The 26,144-nt window shown below is 53.4% G+C and carries 23 protein-coding genes; 1 reads left to right on the top strand and 22 read right to left on the bottom strand.

Translation table 11 applies throughout. The features are described 5' to 3' along the window. Positions 1-12: 12 nt before the first annotated feature. From B212_RS30795 to lspA, 11 genes are all read right to left on the bottom strand, one after another. The gene (locus B212_RS30795) at positions 13-1,512 is read right to left on the bottom strand and encodes an ABC transporter substrate-binding protein (RefSeq protein ID WP_019909364.1); all 1,500 of its coding nucleotides are present in this window, start codon (positions 1,510-1,512) and stop codon (positions 13-15) included. 268 nt (positions 1,513-1,780) lie between these two features. After that, positions 1,781-2,422: an orotate phosphoribosyltransferase gene (gene pyrE / locus B212_RS0105080; RefSeq protein WP_019909363.1), complete on the bottom strand. Its 642-nt coding sequence runs from the start codon at positions 2,420-2,422 to the stop codon at positions 1,781-1,783. Further along, complete coding sequence (pyrF, locus tag B212_RS0105075; RefSeq protein WP_019909362.1) at positions 2,419-3,177, bottom strand: orotidine-5'-phosphate decarboxylase; 759 nt, start codon at positions 3,175-3,177, stop codon at positions 2,419-2,421. The genes pyrE and pyrF overlap by 4 nt, the downstream gene beginning before the upstream one ends. Before the next feature lie 182 nt (positions 3,178-3,359). Then, positions 3,360-6,581 carry a carbamoyl-phosphate synthase large subunit gene (carB, locus tag B212_RS0105070; protein WP_019909361.1) on the bottom strand — a complete coding sequence of 1,074 codons (3,222 nt, stop codon included), beginning with the start codon at positions 6,579-6,581 and terminating at the stop codon, positions 3,360-3,362. Between the two features lies 1 nt (position 6,582). Beyond that, positions 6,583-7,761, bottom strand: a complete 1,179-nt coding sequence (gene carA / locus B212_RS30790; RefSeq protein ID WP_051128248.1) for a glutamine-hydrolyzing carbamoyl-phosphate synthase small subunit — start codon at positions 7,759-7,761, stop codon at positions 6,583-6,585. Between the two features lie 138 nt (positions 7,762-7,899). After that, complete coding sequence (locus B212_RS0105060; protein WP_019909359.1) at positions 7,900-9,174, bottom strand: dihydroorotase; 1,275 nt, start codon at positions 9,172-9,174, stop codon at positions 7,900-7,902. Between the two features lie 108 nt (positions 9,175-9,282). After that, positions 9,283-10,191, bottom strand: coding sequence for an aspartate carbamoyltransferase catalytic subunit (locus B212_RS0105055; RefSeq protein ID WP_019909358.1), 909 nt, complete (start codon positions 10,189-10,191; stop codon positions 9,283-9,285). 2 nt (positions 10,192-10,193) lie between these two features. Continuing rightward, positions 10,194-10,772, bottom strand: coding sequence for a bifunctional pyr operon transcriptional regulator/uracil phosphoribosyltransferase PyrR (gene pyrR / locus B212_RS0105050; RefSeq protein WP_019909357.1), 579 nt, complete (start codon positions 10,770-10,772; stop codon positions 10,194-10,196). Positions 10,773-11,309: 537 nt separating this feature from the next. Then, positions 11,310-12,563: an LL-diaminopimelate aminotransferase gene (locus B212_RS0105045; protein WP_019909354.1), complete on the bottom strand. Its 1,254-nt coding sequence runs from the start codon at positions 12,561-12,563 to the stop codon at positions 11,310-11,312. Positions 12,564-12,661: 98 nt separating this feature from the next. Further along, on the bottom strand, positions 12,662-13,627 hold the full coding sequence (locus tag B212_RS0105040) for an RluA family pseudouridine synthase (RefSeq protein WP_019909353.1): 966 nt from the start codon (positions 13,625-13,627) through the stop codon (positions 12,662-12,664). A gap of 2 nt (positions 13,628-13,629) precedes the next feature. After that, positions 13,630-14,133 carry a signal peptidase II gene (gene lspA, locus B212_RS0105035; protein ID WP_028530615.1) on the bottom strand — a complete coding sequence of 168 codons (504 nt, stop codon included), beginning with the start codon at positions 14,131-14,133 and terminating at the stop codon, positions 13,630-13,632. 238 nt (positions 14,134-14,371) lie between these two features. On the opposite strand from lspA, the gene B212_RS0105030 reads away from it, so the two are divergent. After that, positions 14,372-15,103 carry a TraR/DksA C4-type zinc finger protein gene (locus tag B212_RS0105030; protein WP_019909351.1) on the top strand — a complete coding sequence of 244 codons (732 nt, stop codon included), beginning with the start codon at positions 14,372-14,374 and terminating at the stop codon, positions 15,101-15,103. 35 nt (positions 15,104-15,138) lie between these two features. On the opposite strand, the gene B212_RS30785 is transcribed toward B212_RS0105030, so the two are convergent. The 11 genes from B212_RS30785 to sigE form a co-directional block, all read right to left on the bottom strand. After that, complete coding sequence (locus tag B212_RS30785) at positions 15,139-15,441, bottom strand: DUF5665 domain-containing protein (RefSeq protein WP_051128246.1); 303 nt, start codon at positions 15,439-15,441, stop codon at positions 15,139-15,141. A gap of 470 nt (positions 15,442-15,911) precedes the next feature. Then, positions 15,912-19,004, bottom strand: a complete 3,093-nt coding sequence (ileS, locus tag B212_RS0105020; RefSeq protein ID WP_028530614.1) for an isoleucine--tRNA ligase — start codon at positions 19,002-19,004, stop codon at positions 15,912-15,914. 1,087 nt (positions 19,005-20,091) lie between these two features. Continuing rightward, positions 20,092-20,577 (bottom strand): DivIVA domain-containing protein, encoded by a 486-nt coding sequence (locus B212_RS0105010; RefSeq protein WP_019909345.1) that lies wholly within the window; start codon positions 20,575-20,577, stop codon positions 20,092-20,094. A gap of 264 nt (positions 20,578-20,841) precedes the next feature. Next, positions 20,842-21,624 (bottom strand): YlmH family RNA-binding protein, encoded by a 783-nt coding sequence (locus tag B212_RS0105005; RefSeq protein ID WP_019909342.1) that lies wholly within the window; start codon positions 21,622-21,624, stop codon positions 20,842-20,844. A 9-nt stretch (positions 21,625-21,633) separates the two neighbouring features. Then, positions 21,634-21,900, bottom strand: a complete 267-nt coding sequence (locus B212_RS0105000; protein ID WP_019909341.1) for a YggT family protein — start codon at positions 21,898-21,900, stop codon at positions 21,634-21,636. A gap of 7 nt (positions 21,901-21,907) precedes the next feature. After that, positions 21,908-22,351, bottom strand: a complete 444-nt coding sequence (locus B212_RS0104995) for a cell division protein SepF (RefSeq protein WP_019909340.1) — start codon at positions 22,349-22,351, stop codon at positions 21,908-21,910. Beyond that, on the bottom strand, positions 22,351-23,046 hold the full coding sequence (locus B212_RS0104990) for a YggS family pyridoxal phosphate-dependent enzyme (protein ID WP_019909339.1): 696 nt from the start codon (positions 23,044-23,046) through the stop codon (positions 22,351-22,353). The genes B212_RS0104995 and B212_RS0104990 overlap by 1 nt, the downstream gene beginning before the upstream one ends. 3 nt (positions 23,047-23,049) lie before the next feature. Beyond that, positions 23,050-23,904, bottom strand: a complete 855-nt coding sequence (gene pgeF, locus B212_RS0104985) for a peptidoglycan editing factor PgeF (RefSeq protein WP_019909338.1) — start codon at positions 23,902-23,904, stop codon at positions 23,050-23,052. Between the two features lie 99 nt (positions 23,905-24,003). Next, entirely contained in the window at positions 24,004-24,315 is a 312-nt protein-coding gene (locus B212_RS0104980) for a YlmC/YmxH family sporulation protein (RefSeq protein ID WP_036668910.1), read from the bottom strand. Between the two features lie 186 nt (positions 24,316-24,501). Beyond that, positions 24,502-25,284: an RNA polymerase sporulation sigma factor SigG gene (sigG, locus tag B212_RS0104975; RefSeq protein ID WP_019909334.1), complete on the bottom strand. Its 783-nt coding sequence runs from the start codon at positions 25,282-25,284 to the stop codon at positions 24,502-24,504. A gap of 78 nt (positions 25,285-25,362) precedes the next feature. Then, a complete protein-coding gene (gene sigE / locus B212_RS0104970) occupies positions 25,363-26,085 on the bottom strand; it encodes an RNA polymerase sporulation sigma factor SigE (RefSeq protein WP_028530613.1) in 723 nt (240 codons plus the stop codon). Positions 26,086-26,144 lie beyond the last annotated feature (59 nt).

Genomic DNA, 26,144 nt, shown 5'->3' with positions numbered 1-26,144 from the left:
TTTGGATGCGTTCTATTGATTCGCTGCGCTTTTCTCAGGCCAGCTATTATAAAGATCAAAATATTCATTAGGGTGCTTCTGCAGCGTCTTCAGCATGAGATTGCCCTGCTTCTCCCAGGCTTGAAGCGCACTGGCGACAGTTCGCTTGCCTTGATACACCTCTGTGAATAATATCTGCCCGGCATCATTGATTTGGGTGATTCCGGGAAGGCGTGCCTGCAAACTGTCCATCGCCGGGTCATTTGCCGGCAGCGGCTTCTGGCTGTAGAACGGAGCAAGATCCAGCCCCTTTTCCGGGGATTTATTATAATCTTTGCGCGCGGTCAGCTCGTAACGGTTATGGGCTTTGATTTTGGCAACCTCGTTGCTGTTGACGAATTGGATCAGATCCCAGGCATCCTCTTGGTTCTGCGCTATTGCATTGATCGCCATCAAGCTGCCAAGCGAGGTTCCCATAGCTACTCCGGGCTTTTCAGCAAAGGTAGGCACTGAAACGATGCCCCAGTCCACAGGCTGGAAATTTTTAATGAGGGATGCATTTCTTTCCGCTACCGTAAGCTCATTGATATAACTGTAATCCGCAACTACCATTGCAGCTCTGCTGGTCAGAAACAGGTCAACGGCTAAGGGAGTAACCTCATTCGGGTAGATAATCTCGTGCAAACCCGGAATGATCTGTTTTTTCACTAGATTGCTGTAGTCGTTCCAGGCCTTGCTCCAGGCGGGAGTATTCACGGTCATTTTTTCGCCTGTATTATCATACATCGCAAGCTGAAGCGGAGAAAGGTAGCTCTGCATATCCCAGAAGGGAGCACCCGCGAAGCGGTTCATGGCTAATCCGTAGATACGGTCTTTAACGTCTCCGGGACCCTTGGTGACCTTTGCTGCAACCGGGAACAATTTCTCCCAAGTCATCCCCTTCTCAGGATATGCCACTCCGGCAGCATCGAATATCTTTTTATTGTAAAACAGTGCACTTGATGTAAAGGCAGGCCCCAGCGCATACAGATTCCCCCTGCCCAATTCCCGTATCCCCTCCAGAACCGTAGGGGCCATATTGCTGAGATCGTAGTGATCCCGGTCAATCAAAGGCTGTAACGGCTCAACCAGATTCCGGTCGGCCAATCTCTTAAGCAGTGTGCTGTCGCCGATAACCACATCCACCGGCTTATCACCGCCCATAATGGCCCGCATACTGTCCAGATTATCCTGACCCGCCTGGAGGTTGCCGGAACTGAAGCGGAGCTTCTCTGTATCAATGGCTGTAACGAACTCCAGGGTGACCTCGGGATGCTGCAGCTCATAGAGATCGGTAAACTGCTGGCGGAAATAATTATCGTCCTCCCCGCTCCATAGGCTGCCGATACGCAGCACCCGCTGCCCTTCAGAGACCTTTGAGCCCTCGGCGGCGGCACTAATCCCTCCCGCAGATGTCAGCGGCAGCACAAGCGCCGTACAGATGCCAAGTGACAGCCAGCGTTTGGCTGCCGCCCCGATTCCTTTACTATTCATGTACAAATCCCCTCCTGGGCGAAATTCGTTCTCTCCCTTAACGGAAATGAACCTTTCCTATATTTAGCATTATAAAGATATGTGCGGGAGGGGAAGTTACAGGCTGTTTAAAGATACACTACGATTTCTTCATAGGATGGGGAAAGTCAGGGGGGCCAACGTCATTCATGCACGCCATGCCACAAGAAGAAACGGCATCCGTTTCTCCAGAATGTCAAAAAATCCCCACCGAGGTGAGGACTTGAAGAGAGAATTATTGTTTCAGACATTATACGCCAAAAGAAGCCGGATCTTTACGCCATGCTTGCAGCAGCTCTACATCTGAATCAGCAATAGTGCCTTGGGCGAGTGCGACATCAATCAAGGTTGTGTAATTGGAAAGAGTCTGCAGCGGCACACCGGCTGCGGCAAAGGCTTCGGTGGCGCGGTCCAGCTCATAGCTGAAAATAGCCAGCACAACCAGCGGAATACCTCCCGCCTCCTGAACAGCCTGAGCAGCTTTGATGGAGCTGCCGCCTGTAGAGATCAGGTCTTCGATTACGATGACCTTTTGACCGGGCTTGATCAGGCCTTCAATCTGGTTCTGCTTGCCATGGCCCTTGGCCTTGTCACGGATGTAGGCCATCGGCAGATTCAGCTTGTCAGCCACCCAGGCTGCATGCGGAATGCCGGCGGTAGCCGTGCCTGCAATCACTTCGGCTTCCGGGTAAGTGCCGGCAATTGTCTCCACGAAGGCATCGGCAATGTAGCTGCGGACTTCCGGGAAGGACAACGTCAGACGATTGTCGCAATAGATTGGCGATTTAATGCCGGAAGTCCAGGTAAAAGGGTCCTGCGGACGCAGCGCTACCGCGCCGATCTTCAGCAGGTAACGGGCAACTTGTTCACTTTTATTCAATAATGGGCTCATGCTTGGCTCATCTCCTCAATAATGGTAAGTGCGGCCTGGCGCGGGTCCGCCGCCGCTGTAATCGGACGTCCGACAACCAGGAAATGGCTGCCCTGACGGATGGCTTGTCCGGGAGTCATTACGCGGGACTGGTCATCCATCGAAGCGCCTGCCGGACGTATTCCCGGTGTTACTGTGCGGAATTTCGGTCCGCAAGCTGCGGCAATCACCGCTGATTCCTGCGGTGAAGCCACCACGCCGTGCAGGCCGGCTTCAGCCGCGAGCTTGGCATAGCGCACAACGGTATCTGTAACCGTGCCGTCGATACCAATCTCGGCGTTCATCGTCTCCTGACTGGTGCTCGTAAGCTGGGTTACAGCGATAATGAGCGGAAGCTGTAGCGACGGCTGCTGGCTGACCGCCTTCGTTGCGCCTTCCAGCGCCGCTGCCATCATTGTTTTCCCTCCGGCAGCGTGAACGTTGAACATATCCACTCCCAGCAGCGTCAGGCTCTCCGCTCCGCCGCGGACGGTATTGGGAATATCATGCATTTTGACATCCAGAAATACAGAATAGCCGCGCGCCTTCAGCTCTCTGATAAAGTCAGGTCCAGCCGCATAAAAAAGCTGCATGCCAACCTTCATATAACAAGGAATGCCCTTCAACTTCTCAATTAAAAGTCTGGCCTGGGCCACATCCGGTACATCGAGAGCGACCATCAGCCGTCCCGCCATTTCTTCACGATTCTTGACTTGCTGATCCTCTTCGTTTGCCATAGTATTGCTCGCTCCTAACCCATGCGGTGCACCGCAAGTCTTGTTGATGATCGCCTGTCACTTCCATAGCATTCACCATAAAATTAAAGTTTTTCAAGGTCCCGGGCACAGCGGAACGGTCTGCGCTAACGCAAACCGTTCCCGTTGTCCCGCCTGTATAGGCCGGGCTATACTTCGATAGATTATTGTCCGACAAAAGCAGGCATCGACTGTGACGAGAAGTTGATCGTCTGCAGCATTCTCAGCAGCGCGGTCACGGTATCAAGCGAAGTCATACATACAACGCCGTTCTCCACCGCTTCCCGGCGGATACGGAAGCCGTCGCGCTCCGGCGTTTTGCCTTTGGTCAGAGTATTGAAGACGAAGTTCGCTTGACCGCCGCGAATCAGATCGAGGATGGTCGGCTCTCCTTCATCCAGCTTGTTGACGTTCATCACGTTCAGGCCCGCCTGTTCGAGGGCAAGCGCTGTGCCGCCGGTGGCAATGATTTTGTAGCCCATGGCGTGGAAGCCCTTCATCAGCTCTACCGCTTCCGCCTTATCTTTGTCTGCTACCGTTACGATGATGGCTCCGGTGGCCGGAATCTTCATTCCCGCACCGATCAGGCCTTTATACAGCGCTTTGGCATATAGCTTGTCGCGGCCCATCACCTCGCCGGTTGATTTCATTTCCGGTCCCAGTGTAGGCTCTACTCTGCGCAGCTTGGCAAAAGAGAACACCGGCACTTTTACCGACACATAGTCGCTCTCCGGCCAGAGGCCTTCTGTATACCCGTCTTCCTTCAGCTTGCCGCCGAGAATGACCTTGGTCGCAAGATTGGCCATTGGAATGCCTGTTACCTTGCTCAGGAAAGGAACCGTACGCGAGGAGCGCGGATTCACTTCGATGACATACACTTCATTTTGATAGATAACAAACTGGATATTTACCAGCCCGATGGTCTTCAGTTCTTTGGCGATCTTGATGGTGATGTCCGTAATCTTCTGCTTCAAGCCGTCACTAAGATACTGTGGCGGGTATACGGCAATGGAGTCGCCGGAGTGAACCCCTGCGCGCTCTACATGCTCCATAATGCCCGGGATAACCACCGTCTCCCCGTCGCAGATGGCATCAACCTCTACTTCTTTGCCGAGCATATAACGGTCGATCAGGACCGGATGCTCCGGGTTGACCTTCACCGCTTCAGCCATGTAGCTCAGCAGCTCCGTGTCGTTGTAGACAATTTCCATCGCGCGGCCGCCCAGCACGTAGGAAGGACGCACCAGCACCGGATAACCGAGAGATTGCGCAGTTTCCACCGCTTCGTCGATGTTGATGACCGTCTTGCCCTTCGGTTGGGCAATATCCAGACGGGCCAGCAGCGCTTCGAACTTCTTGCGGTCCTCGGCTTCGTCGATGCTGTCCAGGCTGGTGCCCAGAATATTCACACCCGCAGCAGCCAGCGGTGCAGCAAGGTTAATTGCCGTCTGTCCGCCGAACTGCACGATAACGCCGATTGGCTTCTCCTGGGCGATTACGTTCATAACATCTTCGAAGAACAGCGGCTCAAAATACAACCGGTCCGAGGTATTGAAATCCGTAGACACCGTCTCTGGATTGTTGTTGATAATTACGGCTTCATAGCCCGCTTTTTGAATTGCCCATACCGCATGCACCGTAGAGTAGTCAAATTCAATCCCCTGGCCGATGCGGATCGGACCGGAGCCCAGCACGACTACCTTTTGCTTGTCGGAATGAATAACCTCGTTCTCGGTCTCATAAGTCGAATAGTAGTACGGTGTGGAGGCTTCGAACTCGGCTGCGCAGGTATCTACCATTTTGAAGACCGGAGTCAGCCCTTGCTGCAGGCGCAATGCCCGAACCTCGGATTCCTGCGTTTGCTCAAGACCGGAACATCCCTCTGCACGGATCTGGGCAATCGCCCGGTCGGTGAAGCCCTTGCGCTTCGCTTGATAGAGTGTTTCCGGCGACAGTGTTGCTTCGCTGCGGATCACCTCTTCAAAGTTCACCAGCCCCTCGATCTTGGAGAGGAACCACCAGTCCACATTTGTGATATCCTGGATTTCCTGCAGATCATAGCCGCGGCGGAAGGCCTCGGCAATCAGGAACAGGCGCTCATCGTCTGCCTTCGCCAGTCTTGTGCGCAGCACACTGTCCTCCAGCTTCTCCGCACCCGGGAGACGGAAACGGTGAAGACCGATTTCCAGAGAACGGATGGCCTTGTGAATCGACTCTTCAAAGGTACGGCCAATCGCCATTACCTCACCGGTTGCTTTCATCTGCGTGCCCAGCTTGCGGTTCGCGTAGATGAACTTGTCAAACGGCCAGCGCGGAATTTTGCTGACAATATAGTCCAGGGTCGGCTCGAAGCAGGCATACGTCTGTCCGGTCACCGGATTGACGATTTCATCCAGCGTGTAGCCGAGCGCGATTTTGGCCGCCATCTTGGCAATCGGATAGCCGGTTGCCTTCGACGCCAGCGCCGAGGAGCGGCTGACACGCGGGTTCACTTCAATGACATAATATTGATAGCTCTGCGGGTCGAGCGCGAACTGCACGTTGCAGCCGCCTTCGATATTCAGCGCACGGATAATCTTCAGCGAAGCGCTGCGCAGCATTTGATATTCACGGTCGGACAAGGTCTGGCTTGGTGCTACGACGATGCTGTCGCCTGTGTGCACGCCAACCGGATCGAAGTTCTCCATATTGCAGACCACGATGCAGTTGTCATTCGCATCGCGCATAACCTCATATTCAACTTCCTTCATGCCGGCGATGCTCTTCTCCACCAGACATTGGCCAATCGGGCTGTAGCGGATACCCGCCTTGACGGTTTCGCGCAGCTCTTCTTCGTTGTCGCAAATCCCGCCGCCGGTACCGCCCAGCGTATAAGCAGGCCGGACGATCAGCGGATAGCCGATTCCGGCTGCGAAGCCCATAGCTTCTTCCACACTTGTGATAATGGTGCTCTCCGGTACAGGCTGATTCAGCTCACGCATCAGTTCACGGAACAGATCGCGGTCCTCCGCCTTCTCAATGGACTCCAGTTGTGTGCCCAGCAGCTTCACATTCTCCTGCTCCAGCACGCCCGCACGGGCCAGCTCCACAGCCATATTCAGGCCGGTCTGTCCGCCCAGCGTCGGCAGCAAGCCGTCCGGACGCTCCTGGCGGATAATTCCGGTAACAAATTCAAGGGTAATCGGCTCGATGTATACCTTGTCGGCCATATTGGTATCGGTCATAATTGTGGCCGGGTTGCTGTTGATCAGCACAACCTCCACGCCTTCTTCTTTGAGGGCCTGGCAGGCCTGGGTTCCGGCATAGTCGAACTCGGCGGCTTGGCCGATAACAATCGGGCCGGAGCCGATGACGAGAATTTTTTTAAGCTTATCGTTCTTTGGCATGTTATAGAGCTCCTTTCACGGCTTCAAGCTGCGGGGTAACGTTCGGTGCCGTGATTCTGGCGTTGGCCGCAAGCTGTGCCTGTCTTGTGACGGCAGGTCTGCTGGCCTTATGATCGGCAATCATCTGCAGGAAACGGTCGAATAAATAGCTGCTGTCATGCGGTCCCGGCGCCGCTTCCGGATGGTACTGCACAGAAAATGCGGGGTAGCGGGTATGCTTCAAGCCTTCGATGGTCTTGTCATTGTTGTTGATGTGTGTAACTTCAAGCTCAGTGCTCTTCACGGATTCCTCGTTGACCGTGTAGCCGTGGTTCTGCGAGGTGATGAAGCAGCGTCCGCTCTCCAGCTCCTTCACCGGATGGTTGCCGCCGCGGTGGCCGAATTTAAGCTTCTCTGTATCCGCGCCGCAAGCCAGTGCAAACAATTGATGGCCCAGGCAGATCCCGAAGATCGGATATTCACCGAGCAGCTCGGAGATCGTCTTCACCGCATATGGCACATCCTTAGGGTCCCCAGGGCCGTTGGAGAGCTGAATGCCATCCGGGTTCAGGCGGCGGATCTCGTCGGCTGTCACATCATGCGGCACGACAACCACATCGCAGCCCCGGTTGTTCAGCTCACGCAGGATACCCGTCTTTGCACCGTAATCAACAAGCACGATCCGTTCCTTGGTGCCCGGGCTGCTGTAGGTTGTAGTGGTAGAGGTACGGGCAACCTGGTTGCGCAGCTCTTCAATGGAAGTGTCGCCCATCATCTCCATCAGCTCTTCCACACGTTTGTTAGAAGTGGTCAGGATCGCCTTCATAGTGCCGTAGTGGCGGATAATGCGGGTCAGCATCCGTGTATCAATCTCGCTGATTCCGGGAATGCCGTATTCCTTCAGCAAGTCGTCCACACTGTATTCAGCGCGCCAGTTGCTGGGAACCGCCTCATGGCGGCGTACGACAAAGCCGTGCACAAAGGGACGAACCGATTCGAAGTCATCCCGGGTAATGCCGTAGTTTCCGATCAGCGGATAAGTCATTGTGACGATCTGGCCGCAGTAGGAAGGGTCCGACAGCACCTCCTGATAACCTGTAATCCCTGTGTTAAAAACAACCTCGCCCGTCTTTTCGCCTTCCGCGCCAAATGCGGTGCCTGTAAATAGCGTACCGTCCTGTAGCAGCAATCTTGCCTGCATTCCCTTCCACTCCTTCTTGGTTCTGTAGTCTGATACTTTCTTATGTCTTCCATGTCTGCCGGAGTGTGCGCGCGAAAATGCCGCTGTATGTTCTACCTGCCCCATACAGCCGGCAGCTCCGCTCTACCAGTCCGTCAGTTATTCTTCAGTCCATACGGCCCGGCCGTCTACCCATGTCATTACCGGCCAGCCTTTAAGCTTCCATCCGGCAAAAGGAGTGTTGCGCCCTTTGCTGGCAAACGAAGCGGGATCTACTTCCTTCTCTGCCGTCAGATCAATCAGTGTCAAGTCCGCTGGCGCGCCAACCTTAAGGCTGCCTGTGTTCAGCCGGAAAACCCGTGCCGGATCAGCGGTCATGCGCTGTACCAGCAGTGAGAGGTCCCATTTGCCTGTTGCCACAAAAGCTGTGTACAGCAGCGGGAATGCCGTCTCAAAGCCAACGATGCCGAACGGCGCAAGCTGCATGCCTTTGGCCTTCTCTTCTTTGCTGTGCGGCGCATGGTCAGTGACGATGATATCAAGCGTACCGTCCAGCAGACCGGCGATGCACGCCTCCACATCACGGCGCGAGCGCAGCGGCGGGTTCATTTTCCAATTGGCGTCCAGGCCAGGAATGTCTTCCTCCGAGAGCAGCAGATGATGCGGGCATACCTCAGCGGTCACCTTGATACCGATCTCCTTCGCCTGACGGATCAGCCGCACCGACTGCTCTGTGCTGACATGGCAGACATGGTAGTGAACGCCTGTTGCTTCAGCAAGCAGAATATCGCGGCCGACATGAATCGCTTCCGACTCATTTGGGATTCCCTTCAGACCATGCTTGTCGGCAAAAGTGCCTTCGGCTACCGCGCAGCCCTCAACCAGCGAGTTGTCCTCGCAGTGGGCAATCACCGGCATATCCATCCCTGCAGCGATCTTCATCGCATCCTTCATCATTTGGGCACTCTGTACGCCTACGCCATCATCCGTGAACCCAATGGCACCGGCCTCCTTCAAGGCGGCAAAATCAGTCAGCTCGCGTCCAAGCTCACTCTTGGTAATTGCTGCATACGGCAGCACCTTCACCAGTCCCGCTTCACGCGCTTTATCCTTCACGAACTGCACAATCTCCGGGCTATCCGTCACCGGCCGCGTGTTCGGCATACAAGCAATTGTCGTAAAACCGCCTTTGGCCGCCGAGCGGGCCCCGGTCTCCACTGTTTCCTTATGCTCAAAGCCAGGTTCGCGCAGATGCACGTGCATATCAATCAGTCCCGGAATCAGCAGCTTGCCATCAGCTTCAATGATCTCTCCTGCTCCGTCTACAGCCTCGATTTCGCTCTTGATTGCTGAGATAATCCCATCCTGCACTACGATGTGCTTGCGCTCCAGCACGCCTTCCTCATTCAGTACACTGGCGTTCTTGATGATCACGGTTCTGATTCTCCTTCTACCCGCAGACAAAGGCCGCGGGCTCTGTAGTTATTATATAATAAAAATTCATCTTTGTGTATATTTATTAAAATAGAAGTTGTCAGGTCTTTAGTGGATCGCTCTTTCCATTACAGCCATGCGTACCGGCACTCCATTCGCCATCTGAGGAAAAATCCGCGATTTGTCGCTTTCCACCACTGCGTCGTCAATTTCGACATTCCGGTTCACCGGCGCCGGGTGCATGATGATCGTATTCTTGTCCAGCTTCGCGGCGCGCTCTTCGGTAAGTCCATACTGCTTGCGGTATTCTTCCGCCGACTGCAGAATCCCTGTAGCATGGCGCTCAAGCTGCACGCGCAGCATCATGACCACATCCGCTTTCAGCGCTTCCTCCATGCTGACGTAAGGTGCGAATTCGGCAAGCTCAGGCGCCTTCATGCTGTCCGGTGCGCAGAACTGCACCTGGGCTCCCATTTTGGTCAGTCCCCACAGGTTTGAGCGGGCTACCCTGCTATGCATAATATCTCCGATGATTGAAACCTTAAGCCCCTTAAATTCTCCAAAGTTTTTGCTCATCGTGTACAGATCCAGCAGCGCCTGTGTGGGATGCTCATTATTGCCGTCCCCTGCATTGATCAGCGGGATGGATACTTTCTCAGCGAGCTGCTGAAGCACACCCGCAGGCTTCAAGCGCACTACTCCGGCGTCGATCCCCATCGACTCCAGCGTGCGTACGGTGTCGTAGATCGACTCGCCTTTTTCGACACTGGAAGCAGCAGCCGTGAAGTTGAGCACCTGAACGCCCAGCCGTTTCTCAGCCATTTCAAAGGAAAACCGGGTACGCGTGCTGTTCTCAAAAAACATATTCGCCACAAAATGCGATCTCAGCACCGGTGTTAGCTTCTCGGCCTGATTGTCCCAGTATGCCGTTCTGTTCAAAAGCTGCAAAATCTCCGTCCGGTCCAGCTCCTTAATTCCCAGCAGACTGCGTTCCTTCACCTTGGTTGCTGTCATCATCGTTATCGTTCCTCCCGGTTGGAAATAATGTATACCTCGTCCTTGCCATCGAACTCCGTCAGCGCCACTTCGATCTGCTCATGCTTGGAGGTAGGTACGTTCTTGCCGATGTAGTCAGGCCGGATCGGAAGCTCCCGGTGTCCACGGTCCGCCAGCACAGCGAGCTGAATCATCCGCGGCCGTCCGCAATCCATCAGCGCGTCCATCGCAGCACGGATCGTGCGGCCGGTGTAGAGCACATCATCGAACAAAATCACTTTTTTGTCGTGAATGCCCCCGCAGCCCGCCGGCAGCGTCAGATTGCTGTTCACCACCGCAAGGTCCATAGCTTCGCGGTTGTCGCCGCCCTCACGGTCATCGCGGTAATGCGTGATGTCCAGCTCGCCGTAAGGAATTTCGACTCCTTCGATTTCCTTAATGCGTTCCGCAATCCGCTGCGCCAGATATATCCCGCGTGTGCGGATGCCCACCAGCAGGCAATTCTCAATACCTTTGTTCTTCTCCAAAATCTCATGGGCAATGCGTGACAACGCCCGGCGAATTGCCGTTTCGTCCATAATGACATTTTTCTCAGTAACCATAATCCCTGCCATCCTCCTGCTTGATCGCCTGTTCAAGTTCCCCGGATAACAAAAAACTCCTTGCCCAAAGCAGGCAAGGAGTGAAATCCGCAGATTCAAAAAGATGGCGTGTCCGCGCGCAGAGAAAGACCCTCCGTACACATACGGATTCCTCTCAGTGTGTCGCGAACCTCGATTCACGTTACCTTGCCAGCCTCACGGGACTGAATTAAAGGCGCATATTCAACTACAAGGATTATGACAGATGTTGTGGCGGGTGTCAAATGGGGGGAGGAACTAAAAAACACAGTTTGGTATGGTGACGGCCGCAGCTCCAGGGAATGTTTGGACTTCCGGCCGCTGTTAGGTTTGGATTTCTTGATTATCTTCCGCTGTCTGCGGTAGAAATCCAAACCTAAAGGCGGACGCTACCGCTCCTCCAGTTCCAAACTTCCCCTCCGCTGCTTACACCATACCATTTGGTTTTTAGTTCACGGGAGAAAAGCAAAAAAAGCTGCCGCAGATTTCTCCACGGCAGCTTTGTAGGAACCAAATCAATTAAAATTCAAATTCAACGTCGCTCAGGCGGCGTTTGATTTCGGAAATGACACGTTTCTCTTCCTCTTCGCCCTTGGCGATGAAGGTGACGGAGAAACGGACGAAGGCGCCGGCATCATCCCAAGGCACGGTGGAGATCAGTTTCTCGCGGATGAGGTATTGCGAGAAGTCCTCACCGGATTCAAAGCGGCGTCCGCCCTTAACCCCCTTCGGTGCAGCCACATACAGGAAGAACGAGCCCTTAGGCTTCTCAGCATGGAAGCCCAGGCTGTTCAGCGCGTCCACCAGCATATTGTGGCGGCGGGAATACTTGTCGGCAATCGCTTCAGTGATCTCAGGATGGGCGAGACCGTAGGCTGCTGCCTTTTGAATAGCGATGAATTGACCGGAGTCATTGTTGTCCTTCACATCGCTGAAGGCTTTGACTACGAGCGGATTTCCGGCCACGAACCCGATTCTCCAGCCTGTCATATTGTAGGACTTGGACAGGGAGTGCAGCTCTACGCCGACATCCTTCGCGCCAGGCACAGACAGGAAGCTGAGAGGCTTCAAGCCATCATATGTCAAGGCGGAATATGGAGCATCGTGAATGACTACTACATTATATTTCTTCGCCCAGGCTACTACCTCGCTGAAAAATTCAGGAGTTGCACTTGCGCCTGTCGGGTTGTTCGGATAGTTCAGGTAGAGCAGCTTGGCCTTCTGGGCAACGTCCTCAGGGATGGAGTTCAGGTCAGGCAGGAAGTTGTTTTCCTTCTTAAGCTCTACTGTGAACACTTGTCCACCCAGATATTTGGTGTGGGTGCCCAGCACCGGATAGCCCGGAACTGTCATAATGGTAATATCGCCCGGGTTGATGAAGCAGGATGGCAGCATCGCCAGTGCCGGCTTCGAGCCAATGGAGTGCACAACTTCTGTTACAGGGTCGATGCCGTCCACACGGAATACTTCCTTCAAATAAGCTGCGGCAGCAGCTTTAAATTCAGGAATTCCGTTGTCGGAATATCCGCGGTTTTCTTCTTTGGCGGCTTCGGCAGCAAGCGAAGCAACAATGCCTGCATCCGCCATTTCATCCGGTTCGCCAACACCCATATCAATCAGCTCAATATTCGGGAAATCCTGCTTCGCCGATGCTTTGGCGCGTTTGATTTTCTCGAACTTGTAGATGGCAGTGTCTTTGCCGTAATTCGCACCGCCAATGCGGTCCGCAAAATTAGTCTGAATAAAAGTATCCTGATATTGTTCAATACTCATAATCTTCGTTTCATCTCCTGGTTTGTATTATTCTCATAGTCTAAATATGAAGCAAAGCTGCCTTCAAAACCATAGATTTATAATCACTTAATTTGTATTTATCTGCTGCGCAGCATAAACAACACATCTTCCATATCTGCCGGGATTGGCGCATTATACTCCATATACTCACCAGTGGAAGGATGCACAAATCCCAGTACAGCGGCATGCAAAGCTTGTCCGTTCATCGTGATCCCCTTGCTGCGTCCATAGACCGGATCGCCAACCAGCGGATGCCCGATAAACTTCATATGCACACGGATTTGGTGGGTACGTCCGGTTTCTAGCTGCAGTTCCACCAATGTGCAATCACCAAACCGTTCCAATACGGTGAAATGGGTCACGGAACGTTTGCTGTTCTTCTCCGTCACCGTATACAGTTTGCGGTCATGCGGATCACGACCGATAGGAGCATCCACCGTTCCCTGATCATGGGACAGGTTACCATGCACTACCGCTATGTACCGGCGTGTTACACTATGCTCCTTGAGCTGGGCTGCGAGCGAAGCGTGGCTGAGATCATTTTTCGCCGCCATAATCAGTCCTGAGGTGTCTTTGTCGATACGGTGCACAATGCCCGGACGAATCTCGCCGTTAATGCCGGACAGGTCCTTGCAGTGATACATCAGCGCGTTGACCAGCGTGCCGGAAGGGTGACCGGCTGCCGGATGCACAACCATGCCGCGGGGTTTGTTCACCACGATAACATCGCTGTCTTCATATGCCACTTCAAGCGGAATATCCTCCGCAATCAGATCGGTTACCTCGGCTGCCGGAACTGTAACAGCGACCACATCGCCTTCCGCCAGCTTATAGTTGGCTTTAACCGGACCTCCGTTAACCGTAACATGTCCACCGCTAATCCACTGCTGCACCTGGGAGCGCGAAATTTCCTCTTCCCAGGACTCCGTAATGTATTTATCAATCCGCTCCCGGGCGTTCTCCCCGGCAACCGTCCATTCGGTGACGTCCCTTTCTTCTTCGAAGGCAGCGGATGCCGCCTGCTCATTGACGTCCTTGTTCAAGCCTATTCATTCCCTTCCTTAACTTCCTTGGATTCCTTAACTTCGGTAATTTCCTCTCCGCCCTTCATATCGCGCAGTGTATCGAGAATAATCAGCGCCACCCCAATGACGATGCAGGAATCGGCCACATTAAAAATCGGGAAGGTGTAGCTGCCAAAATTGAACATCAGAAAGTCAACTACCTCGCCGTTCAGCATCCGGTCCAGAAAATTGCCCACGGCTCCTCCCAGCACCAGCGCGAGCGCGGTAGGCAGCAGCTTCCGGGTGGCTTTGGCCTTATTGAGGTACCAGACGATACCAGCCACAACTACAACGGTGATCAGGAAAAAGAACCACTGCTGTCCCTGGAGAATCCCAAAAGCGGCTCCTTGATTGCGGTGGGAGGTGATAATGAAGAAATCCTTGATAACCGGAATCTGTTCTGCGATCTCCAGCCGGGTAGCAATCAAATACTTGGTACCCTGGTCGATCAAAAATACGATTAGCGCTATCAGATAGTACACCACAGAAGCTGTCACTCCGTTCTTATTTTTCCCGCTGAGGGCGGTGCGAATTCTGTATAAAGACTTGTATATTGTAGCACAGGCCTCAAGAAGCCGTCTATTGCGCGCGCATACAATGCATCCGGTCATAGGACTATTTTCCAGCGCTAAAAACGGGCCTCCCCGGTCAAGCTAACAGAGAACGAAGCCGGTGTACGCCGGTGAAAAGCCTGCCTTAAGCAATAGAAAGGAGCGACCTCCTATGAGCCATTTGACATCACAGCAGCTCTCCGGGCTGCATGCAGAACTGCTGCGGCAGCAGCAGGAAATCAGCCACAGACTGCAGAACAATGAGCACTACGGATTGCAGGATGCCATGCGCGATTCAACCGGAGAGCTGTCCGAAATCGACAACCATCCCGGCGATGCCGCCACGGAGCTGTACAACCGCTCAATAGATATCTCCCTGCTGGAGCGGGATGAACATGAGCTGGAGAATATTGACGCCGCGCTGTCCGCCATGGAAAAAGGAACCTACGGAAGCTGTGCCGTTTGCGGTGAAGCGATTTCCTTCGAACGTCTGTCGGCAGTCCCGGCTACCCGGTTTTGCAAAGAGCATAATCCCCGCCAAAACGCGCATTTCACGCGCCCCGTTGAAGAAGAGCTGCTGTCTCCGCCCTTTGGACGTACCAGCCTGGACGAGCGTGAGGATCAAAATGGCTTTGACGGCGAAGACGCCTGGCAAATTGTTGAAAGCTGGGGCAGCTCCAATTCCCCCGCCATGGCCGAGGACAGTGACATTTCTTCATATAATGATATGGAGATTGAAGCTGACGAAAACGAAGGTTTCGTGGAGCCTTGGGAGAATTTTATCGCCACCGATATCGCCGGAAACCATGTGACTGTCATCAAGGGCTCAAGCTACCGCCATTATATGGACAGTGAGGAAGGCAGCCATCTGCTGGACCCGCTGAGTAAAAGAGAAAGGGAGTAGCCGGTGCTGCTCCTTTTTTTGTTATTGATCCCTCTTCAAAAGGTCTTCAGCTCAAGCTGATGCTGCACAATCCGCACGATGTCTGCAATGTAATCGCCGATGATCGGCAGATTTAACGCACCAAGCACCTGAAGCACATAAATAATCGTCGCCGCAAAAAATGTAAAGCCCAGCGCAATCCCCAGTCCACGCGCAACGCCTGACAGAATATTCAGCCAAATCAGCCGCAGGGGAGAATTGAGCAGCTCTGTATACTCGGCAATTCTGGCTTTCTCCATTTGCTGCACCAGTCCCCTGGTCAGCCGGTAGACAGCATTCAGCTTCTCCTCCTGCGGCATGTCGTGCAGATCGCGGTTTGACCCGCCGGAGTCTGCCGGATCATGAACATTACGGGCTGCTGCGCGCTGCTGCTTAGGCCGAACCGGCTCCGAGGAATGAACCTCGCGCTGGCTCTCTCCAAGCCTATCCGTGCCGCCTGCCCCTGATGTCCGAACCGAAATTCTCCCGGTTTTCCATGTGCCCATCTTGTCCTCTTTCCGTCCCTCCATGCGTCTGGCTCCTCTCTAGCGTCACTCTATAGTTCCACAAAGTAAACGAGCCCGGTCAAAAGAGAGAGGACTCTCTTTAAGCACCGGGCTCGCCATTTTGCTTCTAACCCATAGAACCTTTTCCTTTGCCGCTAGGTTGCCTGCGAACTGCAATCGAATGATCAACAGCGGCATTTTTATCAGCAAAACGGAAGTTTATATACTATTTGCGCTGAACGCATACCTAGTATATGCCATTTAGGGACAGGTAATGCAGAGGATTAGACTCCGATATGAATTCCGAAGGTTCGGCCCCCGGCCTCCACCGGCTCAAAGACTTGCTCCCCGTCAAAATCAACCGTTGTCACCAGCACGTTCTCACGAAGCACATGCTCAAACGCCGTTACCGCAGCCTTCAGCTCCTCGTCTACCTTCAGAGTCAGGGCGACCCGCTTCTCGATCGGCAGATCCAGACGTTTGCGGTAATCCTGCACCGCGCGCACAATCTCGCGAACCCAGCCTTCCTGCACCAGCTCTGGCGTAATTTCGGTATTCAGCGCCACAGTAAGCCCATAACCGGATGCCGAGGCAAAGCCCGTTTTGGCCTGTTTCTCCACAAGCAGCTCCTCGGCGGTGATTTGCAGTTCTTCCCCTTCAGGCGAAAGAATCGAGATGACACCGTCCTGTACCGTTTTACGGGTAGCGCCGCTGTCCATTCCTTTCAGGAAACCTTGAAGGAAGCCAACATTTTTGCCGTATTTTTTACCGGCTACCTTGAGGTTCAGCTTGAGTGTAAAATCAACAAATCCGCTGTCGCTGTTCTCCACCACGATCTGTTTGACATTGATCTCATCCTTGATGATCTCTTCATAATCCGCCACACGGAAGCTGCGGTCGATCGACACAATCAGCTCGGACAGCGGCTGGCGTGTCTTGATGCCCGATTCGTTGCGGACGTTGCGGGCCAGCTCAACGATTTGTCTCGCGCTCTCCATGTCCCGTTCCAGCTCAAGATCAATCAGGCTCTCGTCTGCGGCCGGATAGTCAGCCAGATGCACGCTTTCCCCGCCGCCCAGGTTCGTAAAGATATCCTCGGACAGCATCGGCATAAATGGAGCCATCAGCTTAGCTGTAGTCAAGAGTACATGCGTCAATGTGCGGTAAGCGTCAAGCTTCTCTTCGCCAAGGCCGCTGCCCCAGAACCGGTCACGGGAACGGCGGATATACCAGTTGCTCAGCTCATCCACGAAATTCTCAAGCGCTCTGGACGTATTGACAAAATCATTGATGGCCAGGCCCTTATCAACCACAAGGATCAGACTGTTCAGGCGGGACAGAATCCAGCGGTCCAGCTTGTGCTTAGACACCCTGAACGGATGATCCGCAGGTTCATAGCCGTCGATACCGGCATACAGCGTCAGGAACGCATGTGTGTTGACCAGCGTATCCACCACCTTGGATTTCGTCTCACCGACCAGGCCGCGTGAAAAACGTTTGTTGTTCCACGGCGCGCTGTCGGACAGGATCGCCCAGCGGAACGCATCCGTACCGTATTCGTTCATGATTTCCCAAGGGTCGATGACATTGCCTTTGGATTTGGACATTTTTTGGCCGTTCTCATCAAAGATGTGGCCGTGCGCGATAACCGCTTTGTATGGCGCTTTGCCCTTGAACAGCGTCGATACGGCAAGCAGGCTGTAGAACCAGCCGCGGGTCTGGTCGATCCCTTCGCAGATCATATCCGCCGGATACTGATCCTCGAACGTATCTTCATTCTCAAACGGATAATGGCTCTGTGCGAACGGCATCGAACCGCTGTCAAACCAGACGTCGATGACCTCGGAGGTCCGCACCATCACGCCGCCTTCACTGAACGGGCTGCGCAGCTTGATGTTGTCGACATACGGCTTATGCAGCTCGATATCCTCAGGCACTTCACCGATGGCCATTGAACGGAGTTCCGCGATGCTGTGCGGCGCGAATTCCTTGCCCGTGTCCTGGCAGACCCAGATATTCAGCGGCGTTCCCCAGTAACGGTTGCGGCTGATATTCCAGTCCACCAGCTCTTCCAGGAACTTGCCGAAGCGGCCTTCACGCACATGCTCAGGATACCAGTCCACACTGTTATTGTTCGCAATCAGCTCATCCTTGATGGCTGTTGTTTTGATGAACCAGCTATCTGTTGCATAGTAGAGCAGCGGCGTATCGCAGCGCCAGCAGAACGGATAGCTGTGCTCGTATTTCTCCTTGCTGTACAGCAGCCCTTTCTCGGAGAGCACCTTCACGATATCCAGATCGCATTCCTTCACGAATCGTCCGGCAAAATCAGAAACCACGTCGGTATATTTACCGGAGACATCCACCACATTCACGAAGCTGATGCCGTTCTCGCGGCAGCTCTTATAGTCATCTTCACCATGCGCCGGAGCCATATGCACGATTCCGGTACCGCTGGAATCCGTAACAAAAGACGCACCGACAATTACATTGTGCTTCTCCGCCTTGATGTAGCCGAATGGCGGAGTGTAGCTCTGGCCGATAAAATCCGTACCCTTATGTGTGGACAGGATTGTAAAATCGCCCTTAAGCACATCATCCACAAGATTCTTCGCGAGTACATACACGCCGTCTTCCTGCTGAACGCGGACATACTCCATGTCCGGGTTCATCGCCAGCGCCATGTGCGCCGGAAGTGTCCAAGGCGTGGTGGTCCAAGCCAGCACATAATCGCCGCTGCCAGCCAGCTTGAACTTGGCTGTTGCACTAAGATCCTTGACCGTCTTGTAGCCCTGCGCCACTTCGTGGGAGCTAAGGGTAGTCTGACAGCTCGGGCAATACGGGCTTACGCGGTGTCCGCGGTACAGCAGCCCTTTCTCATGCACCGTCGCCAGGATGTTCCATACACTCTCAATGTAGGTATTGTCCAGGGTAACATACGGATGATCCAGATCGGTCCAGTACCCGATAGCTTCCGTGAACTCGCGCCACTGCTTCTCATAGCCAAATACGCTGTCTTTGCACTCCTTGATGAACTTCTCGACTCCATATTCTTCAATATCCTGCTTACCGGAGATCCCCAGCTTCTTCTGTACGCCCAGTTCTACCGGCAGGCCGTGTGTATCCCAGCCCGCTTTGCGTACAACACGATAGCCCTTCATCGTCTGGTAACGGCCGATAAAGTCCTTGATTACGCGGCCCAGCACGTGCCCGATATGCGGCACGCCGTTCGCTGTTGGCGGCCCTTCATAGAACACATAGTTCGGACGGCCTGCGCGGTTCTCCATAGATTTGCGGAACGTATTTTCGTCGCTCCATTTCTTCAGAATGCGGACGTCTCTCGCCCGCGCTTTTTCTCTGACATCTACTTTTTGCATAGTAATGGTCAACCCTTCCATAGTAATTTCCGTGGTAATTTCGATCCCTCCCAAACCCTCCCTTAGCCAAGGGAGGGCTCCAAGGGCTCCGCCCTCTGGACACCCGGAAAAAGTTGTCTAAATTCCGGGGAGAGGCGGTTTTTGATCTTGTTTGGTTGTAATGCCCGCTTATCGCCGCAAGCGGCACGCTCTACCTCAGGCCCCCGGCACGCGATCCCGTCAGGGCAGCACTAGGCCGGGGGCCTCTACGGCGTGGCGCGCAGCCCGCCGCTGCTCTTGCTTTGCCTCTGGGACCCGGCACGCGATCCCGAAGGGCAGCGATGGGCCGGGGACCTCTGCGGCGGCATGGGGCGCAGCCCGCCGCTGGCTTTGCCCTTAGGGACCCGGCCTGCGATCCCGAAGGGCAGCGATGGGCCGGGGACCTTGCTCTAGGCTGTTGCTCTTTGTTTTTTGCTCTTTGCTCTTTGCTCTTTGCCCTTTGCCCTTATGCAGTCAAGGCCCCGCAGGCGTTCCCGCCAGGGGAGCCTAAGAAGGGCCGCTCCCCCGCCGAACAAGTCCTTTCCCTTCCGCAGACGTCCGTCTTTCCGCGATAATCCCTTGTTGCGGGTGTCCAGAGGGCGGCCAGCCCTTGGGGTCCCCCTTAGAAGGGGGATTTAGGGGGATGCCCACACAACAAAAAGGCGTCCCCCCGCCCCCAAAGGGGCGAGACGACGCTCGCGATACCACCCTAATTCTGCGCCTCATGCACACCCTCAGGGGGGAGTGTACTCAGCACAATCTCAGTTCCGCGCACAGATTACCGCGCGGGTCCGGGATAACGTCCGGCAGACGGCCAAGCTTACCCACGTATGCTACGCTTCAGCTTGGCTTCTAGGGGAAGATCTTCTGAACAAGGCTTGAACCATCGGCTCGCAGCAATCACCGATTCTCTGGAGAACGTTACCTCGCCCTTACTTGTCCCGTCATCGAATAAATATAACGATACAGATATGATCTAGTTATAGACGTTTTTGGGTGAAAAGTCAATATTGGAGGAGGTGTGCAGCATGAGTATCCCTGCAATACAGGATGTACCCATTACAACCTTTTAAAGCGCGTTCTCACTCACTTCACGGCTCTCCAAAGCATTCCAGTCATCAGTGGACAGCAGCTCCAGTTGTGCTTCCAGCAGGGTCCGGAACCGGGTACGGTAGATCGAAGCCTGCTTGCGCAGCTCCTCCGTCTCAATCGCTACCTTGCGGGATTTGGACAAAGCTTCATTAATGATCCGGTCTGCGTTTTTCTCGGCTTCCTTGATGATCAGTTGTGATTCTTTTTTGGAGTTATTCTTCACATCATCTGCAGCTTCCTGAGCAACGAGGATCGTCTTGGACAGGCTCTCTTCGATATTGACAAAATGATCGAGACGCTCCTGCATGGACAATAGCTGGTTATGCAGCTCTTTGTTCTCACGGATGACGCTCTCATAATCCTTGATGACCTGATCCAGAAACTCGTTGACCTCGTCCTCATCATAACCGCGGATTCTCCGGGAGAACTCCTTGTTATGTATATCGAGCGGTGTTAATGGCATGCTGTGCACCTCCTAGAAATTTCGGACCTCTAATGCCCCTGAACTCATCTGTCCCGCAGGCATAGAAGAAAGACTGTATCAAGTGGAACGGCCGCGCCGTCCACACATCCATATAGTTCAAGTATACGGCGAATGGCAAGATTTCATTCGGCTGCCGCTTCAGGGTCCGCCTCTTCTACAAATATCGGCGTACAGCATTCAAAATGTTTGCTTCCCTTAGAGATAATCAATTTCGACAGGCAAAGCCGGATTCCTGCATGCCTTTCAGACAAATTTGCCGATCCGGACACGGTAACGGCCTTTTTTCGTCAAACTGCCGATCTCCAGAACCTTAAACCGTCCAAAGCCTTGGATGGAGATCATATCACCGTCTTTAAGCCCGTAGGAAGGGTCCTCTTCCACTTTCCAGTTGATGCGGACTCGTCCGGCTTTGATAGGGGCAAGAATTTTGCTCCGGCTAAGCCGGGTAACATCCGCAGCAATGCCATCCAGCCGCAGGGAAGCCACTGTCAGCTCCATTGTCTCCAATTTGACGCTGCTTCTGCGCAGGGCAGACAGAGGCAGAATTTCCGTACTGACGTTAATCCGGTGCACACCGGTTAAATTCATAGCTAAATAATCGGCAATGTCCGCTGCCACAATAACATGACAACCGTCCTCCAGCACATGGATGTCGCCGATTTTTCCTCTTTTAATACCGAGTCCAAGAATAGCGCCCATATAATCGCCATGCTCCAGATCCAGAAATTTCTGTTCTCCCGAGGAAATGGCCAGAACCTTCAGCTCCATATCCTCACCGGCGAGCTCACGATAATCTGGGGCCACCAGCGCCCGCTTTCGTTCAGCCTCTTCAGAACCGCCCTCCCATCTTACCGATACGTCGGGATGCCTGTTCACAAGCGTCTGCAGGATGTAACACTGCCGGGGGTCCAGAAATTCAGTCAGCTTCGTCTCATGATATTCACCTGCATGGGTAACCCATTCCCAGGCCTTATCTACAAATTGCCGCTCGTCAGGGTGAAAATGTCCGTAAATTTCATTCTTCATCTTAGCTGCCTAAAATATATACCAAATCAGATACTTCAATCCGTTCTTTGCGAATTCAAGCACGAACAGCGCAATGATCGGGGAGACATCAATCGTTCCGAACAGCGCCGGAATGAACCGCCGAAACGGGGCCAGGTAAGGCTCCACCAGCTTGCCCAGCAATTCTCCGATAAAGCTGTCACGGACATTCGGCAGCCAGGACATAAGAACGTAAATAAAGATCATTGCAAAGTAGATGTTGTAGAGAATATCAATAATTAGATTTATTTGGGACAAAGCCCATTCACCTCATTCTGTTATAGTCTTGATCGTCACTCAGAATTTCCGTAATGGAGCCTTGGATTTCAACCGTATCCGGTGTGCACATAAATATATTGCCCCCAATCTTGGAGATTCCTCCACCCAGGGCATAAACAGTTCCGCTGAGAAAATCAATAATGCGCATCGCCTGATCATTTCGTACCCGCTGCAGGTTAATGACCACCGTACGGTGGGATCTCAGATGATCGGCAATTTCCTGTGCTTCCTCGTATGAACGGGGCTCATACAGCACGACCTTCACATTTTTTTGCGAATGGATACTGACGACGTTGGCCCGCTGATTTTTGCGGGTTTCTACAGGGGCGGGCTCGTATTCTTCCTCATCGCGGGAAATTTGCTCCCGCTCTACAATTTCCTCTTCCTCCTGCAAGCCCAAAAAACTCATAAACCGGTTCATCACGCCCATCAGGCTCCCTCCTCATGACCTACTAATACCGTACCCAGGCGCACCTGGGTGGCTCCTTCCTGAATAGCCACTTCAAAATCATTCGACATTCCCATCGACAGCTCTTGTATAGGCTCAGGTGTCAAAGCTAGCAGATTGAGCTCATCGCGCAGCTCACGGAGCCCCCGGAATACCGGGCGGGTCTCCTCTGGTTCAGCTTCATAAGGCGCCATCGTCATAAGTCCAACCACCTTAATACGGTGCAGGCCTGAGATTTCACGCAGAAACCCCGGTACCGCTTCAGGCGGCAATCCAAACTTTGTATCTTCCCCTGAAATGTTCACCTGGAGAAAAACGTTTACGGTAAGTCCCGCAGCCTCAGCCTTTTTATGTAATTCCCGGGCCAGAGACAGGCGGTCAAGCGAGTGTATATATTGAAATTTACCGATAACATCCTTAACCTTATTGGTCTGCAAATGTCCTATGAAATGCCAGGTTCCCTGATGCCCCAGGGCGTTCCATTTGTGTTCGGCATCCTGCCAGCGGCTTTCTGCAATATCCTCAAGACCGGCATCCAGCACAGCGGATACTGTTTCCAGAGACACATATTTTGTCACTGCGATAACCTTGACGTCCGCCACATCCCTGCCGCTTGCCGCACAGGCCCGTGCTACACGTTCCTCTACCCTGGCTATTCTTTCCTGTAGTGTCGCCAAGCTTCAACTCTCCTTTATTCCGATCCAGCTCGTCATTCTCCCTGTAACCCCATTTTCCTTCCGGTAAGAAAAGAATAAATCGTGATTACAGCTTGTACACCATGATGTACATTCGATATGAGTCGGCAATATTCCTGCTTTAATCATAATGCGTCGATTCATTTCTTTCAAGTTCAGCATGCTTTTGCCTGCGTCTGCTTCCGACTTTTTGTATAAGTCCTGTCCAGCCCCGTAAGCAATCCCTGCCAGTTCCACCTCAAGGCGGCGGACGTGATTCATCACATAATCATCCACCTCATAGCAGCAGTCGCCGATGGAGGGACCGATACCCGCAAGAATATCCTGAGGGCGGCTGCCGTACACCGATTCCATTCTGGACACCATCGCAGAAGCAATCTCCGCCACCGTTCCCTTCCAGCCTGCATGAGCCAGGCCAACCGCCTGATGATGCGGATCGTAGAAATACAGAGGGACACAGTCGGCATAAAAGGAGGTCAGCAGCACCCCCGGCACATCGGTAAGCAGACCATCCGTAGCTTGAAAAGCAGATGCTCTGTCCAGGCTGCCGCGGCCGCGGTCCTCCGCTTTAACCACTGCTATATCTTTTCCATGTGTTTGCTCTCCGCAGGTCCAATCCTGTAATGTAAACCCGAGGCTCTCGGCAAGCAATGAACGGTTCCCGAGCACATCCTCCGGCTGATCGCCAACATGAAAGGCACAATTAAAGCTGTCATAAGGCGCCTTGCCAATACCGCCCTGCCTGCCTGTGAACCCTGCTGTGATTGCTGAATGGTTCGTACGCCAAGGCTCCAGATGAAGCAGCGCGGGCGTCCCGCCCTTTTGCATAAACGGTTCCATATCCTCACCTCCGCCTAAGTGTACCACAAGAATCCTTCCCTTTGCGCCAAGACTCTATCATTTAATACATCCCCAAAATCCAGAAAAAAGACGCACTCCTCAGTAAGTGCGCCGTTCACTGCGGTCTCCCCGCTCCAGATACATCGTTTCCCGTTCCTCCTGCCCTTGAGACATCCTCGACTCTTCAATTCTCACAAGCACTACATCGGCGCCGATCTTCACAATATTCCGCCACGGAATGATCAGATCGGTACCGCCTCCGAACAGCCCCATGAAGCGCGTGAAGCCCGGGACAATGATCGCATCAATGACGCCGCGGCGCAGATCCAGCTCCAGATCGCTGACCTGCCCGAGCCGCTTCCCGTCGACAATATTGATCACATCCTTCGTCTGAAAATCGGAGATTTTCATTTTTTTGCCGCTTCCCAAGGAATCCTCGTTCACCTCGCCACCCCTGTACATTTAGACGTATAGTCCAATATATGTTCCCCGGGCTTGGCAACATGCCAATCTGAATTGGATTCCCCCCGCACAAAGGGGCATCCCGTGCAGCAACGCCGCTCCCGGAATACCCCTGTTACTTTCCGCTAGATTTGTTTAAGACTTAACATGCTTCTGCATTTGCTGAATTGCCGATTTCTCAAGCCGCGACACCTGGGCCTGGGAAATGCCGATTTCATCTGCTACCTCCATTTGGGTCTTCCCTTCAAAAAACCTCATCGACAAAATCCGTTTCTCCCGCTGGCCCAGCCTCTGCATGGCTTCACGCAGCGCAATTTCCTCGATCCACGACACATCCTTATTTTTGTCATCGCTGATCTGGTCCATCACATAAATCGGATCGCCGCCGTCGTGGTAAATCGGCTCGAACAGGGAAACCGGGTCCTGGATGGCATCGAGTGCAAACACTACATCTTCTTTGGGAACTCCTAGCGCCTCAGAAATTTCAAATATCGTCGGCTCCCGTGAATTCTGATTCGTCAGGCTGTCACGTACCTGAAGCGCTTTGTAGGCAATATCGCGCAGTGAACGCGACACCCGGATCGGGTTGTTGTCCCGCAGGTATCTGCGGATTTCACCGATGATCATCGGCACGGCGTAGGTAGAGAATTTCACATTTTGCGATAGATCAAAGTTATCAATGGCTTTCATCAGTCCAATGCAGCCTACCTGGAACAGATCGTCAACGAACTCTCCCCGGTTATTGAACCTTTGAATAACGCTAAGAACGAGTCTAAGGTTACCGTTTACCAATTTCTCTCTGGCGGATCGCTCGCCCTGCTGCTGCAGCGAAGTGAACAGCTCCCGCATTTCCACGTTGGTTAGAACGGGCAGCTTGGCGGTGTCCACACCGCAAATCTCGACTTTGTTTCGGGTCATGATGATTTACCTCCCAAGGAGAAACATTACTGTACATTATCTCCCCGGCCGGGCATTTTATTCCTTCGCTTCATAAGCTCACACCATCTTATTGAACTCCTTGCGCAGCCGCTTGATAATTCTTTTCTCCAGACGCGAGATGTAGGATTGGGAGATGCCGAGCAGATCGGCTACGTCCTTTTGCGTCTTTTCTTCGCCCCCGCGCAGCCCGAAACGCAACTCCATAATCAGCCGTTCCCGCTCGCTGAGCTTCTCCAGCGCCTTCTGCAGCAGCTTGCGGTCCACCTGCTCTTCGATGTTCCGGTAGATAGTGTCATTCTCCGTGCCCAGCACATCTGAGAGCAGGAGCTCGTTGCCGTCCCAATCAATATTCAGCGGCTCATCGAAGGAGACCTCGCTCCGGGTTTTGCTGTTGCGCCGCAGGTACATCAAAATCTCATTTTCAATGCAGCGCGAGGCGTAGGTCGCCAGCTTGATTTTTTTCTCCGGATCAAAGGTATTAACCGCCTTGATTAGACCAATCGCCCCGATCGACACCAAATCCTCGATGTTGATGCCGGTATTCTCGAATTTGCGTGCGATATAGACCACCAGCCGCAGGTTGCGTTCAATCAGCATAGCCCGGACTGCCGCATCGCCGCTTGACAGCCGCTGCAGCAGATACTCTTCTTCTTCCCGCGTCAACGGGGGCGGCAGCGCCTCACTGCCGCCGATATAATAGATTTCCTGGCTCTTCAGCCCCAGCAGAAACAGCATGCGGTAATATTGCAGTTGCAGCGCAATCTTCCATTTGACCATTATTGTTCCTCCTCCAAGAAGGGCACAGTTACCCTGAGTTAGTTACTCGATCCCATATTCCC

Source organism: Paenibacillus sp. HW567, from assembly GCF_000374185.1.
Lineage (GTDB): Bacteria > Bacillota > Bacilli > Paenibacillales > Paenibacillaceae > Paenibacillus_AQ.
This window is presented reverse-complemented; position numbering and strand designations above follow the sequence as displayed.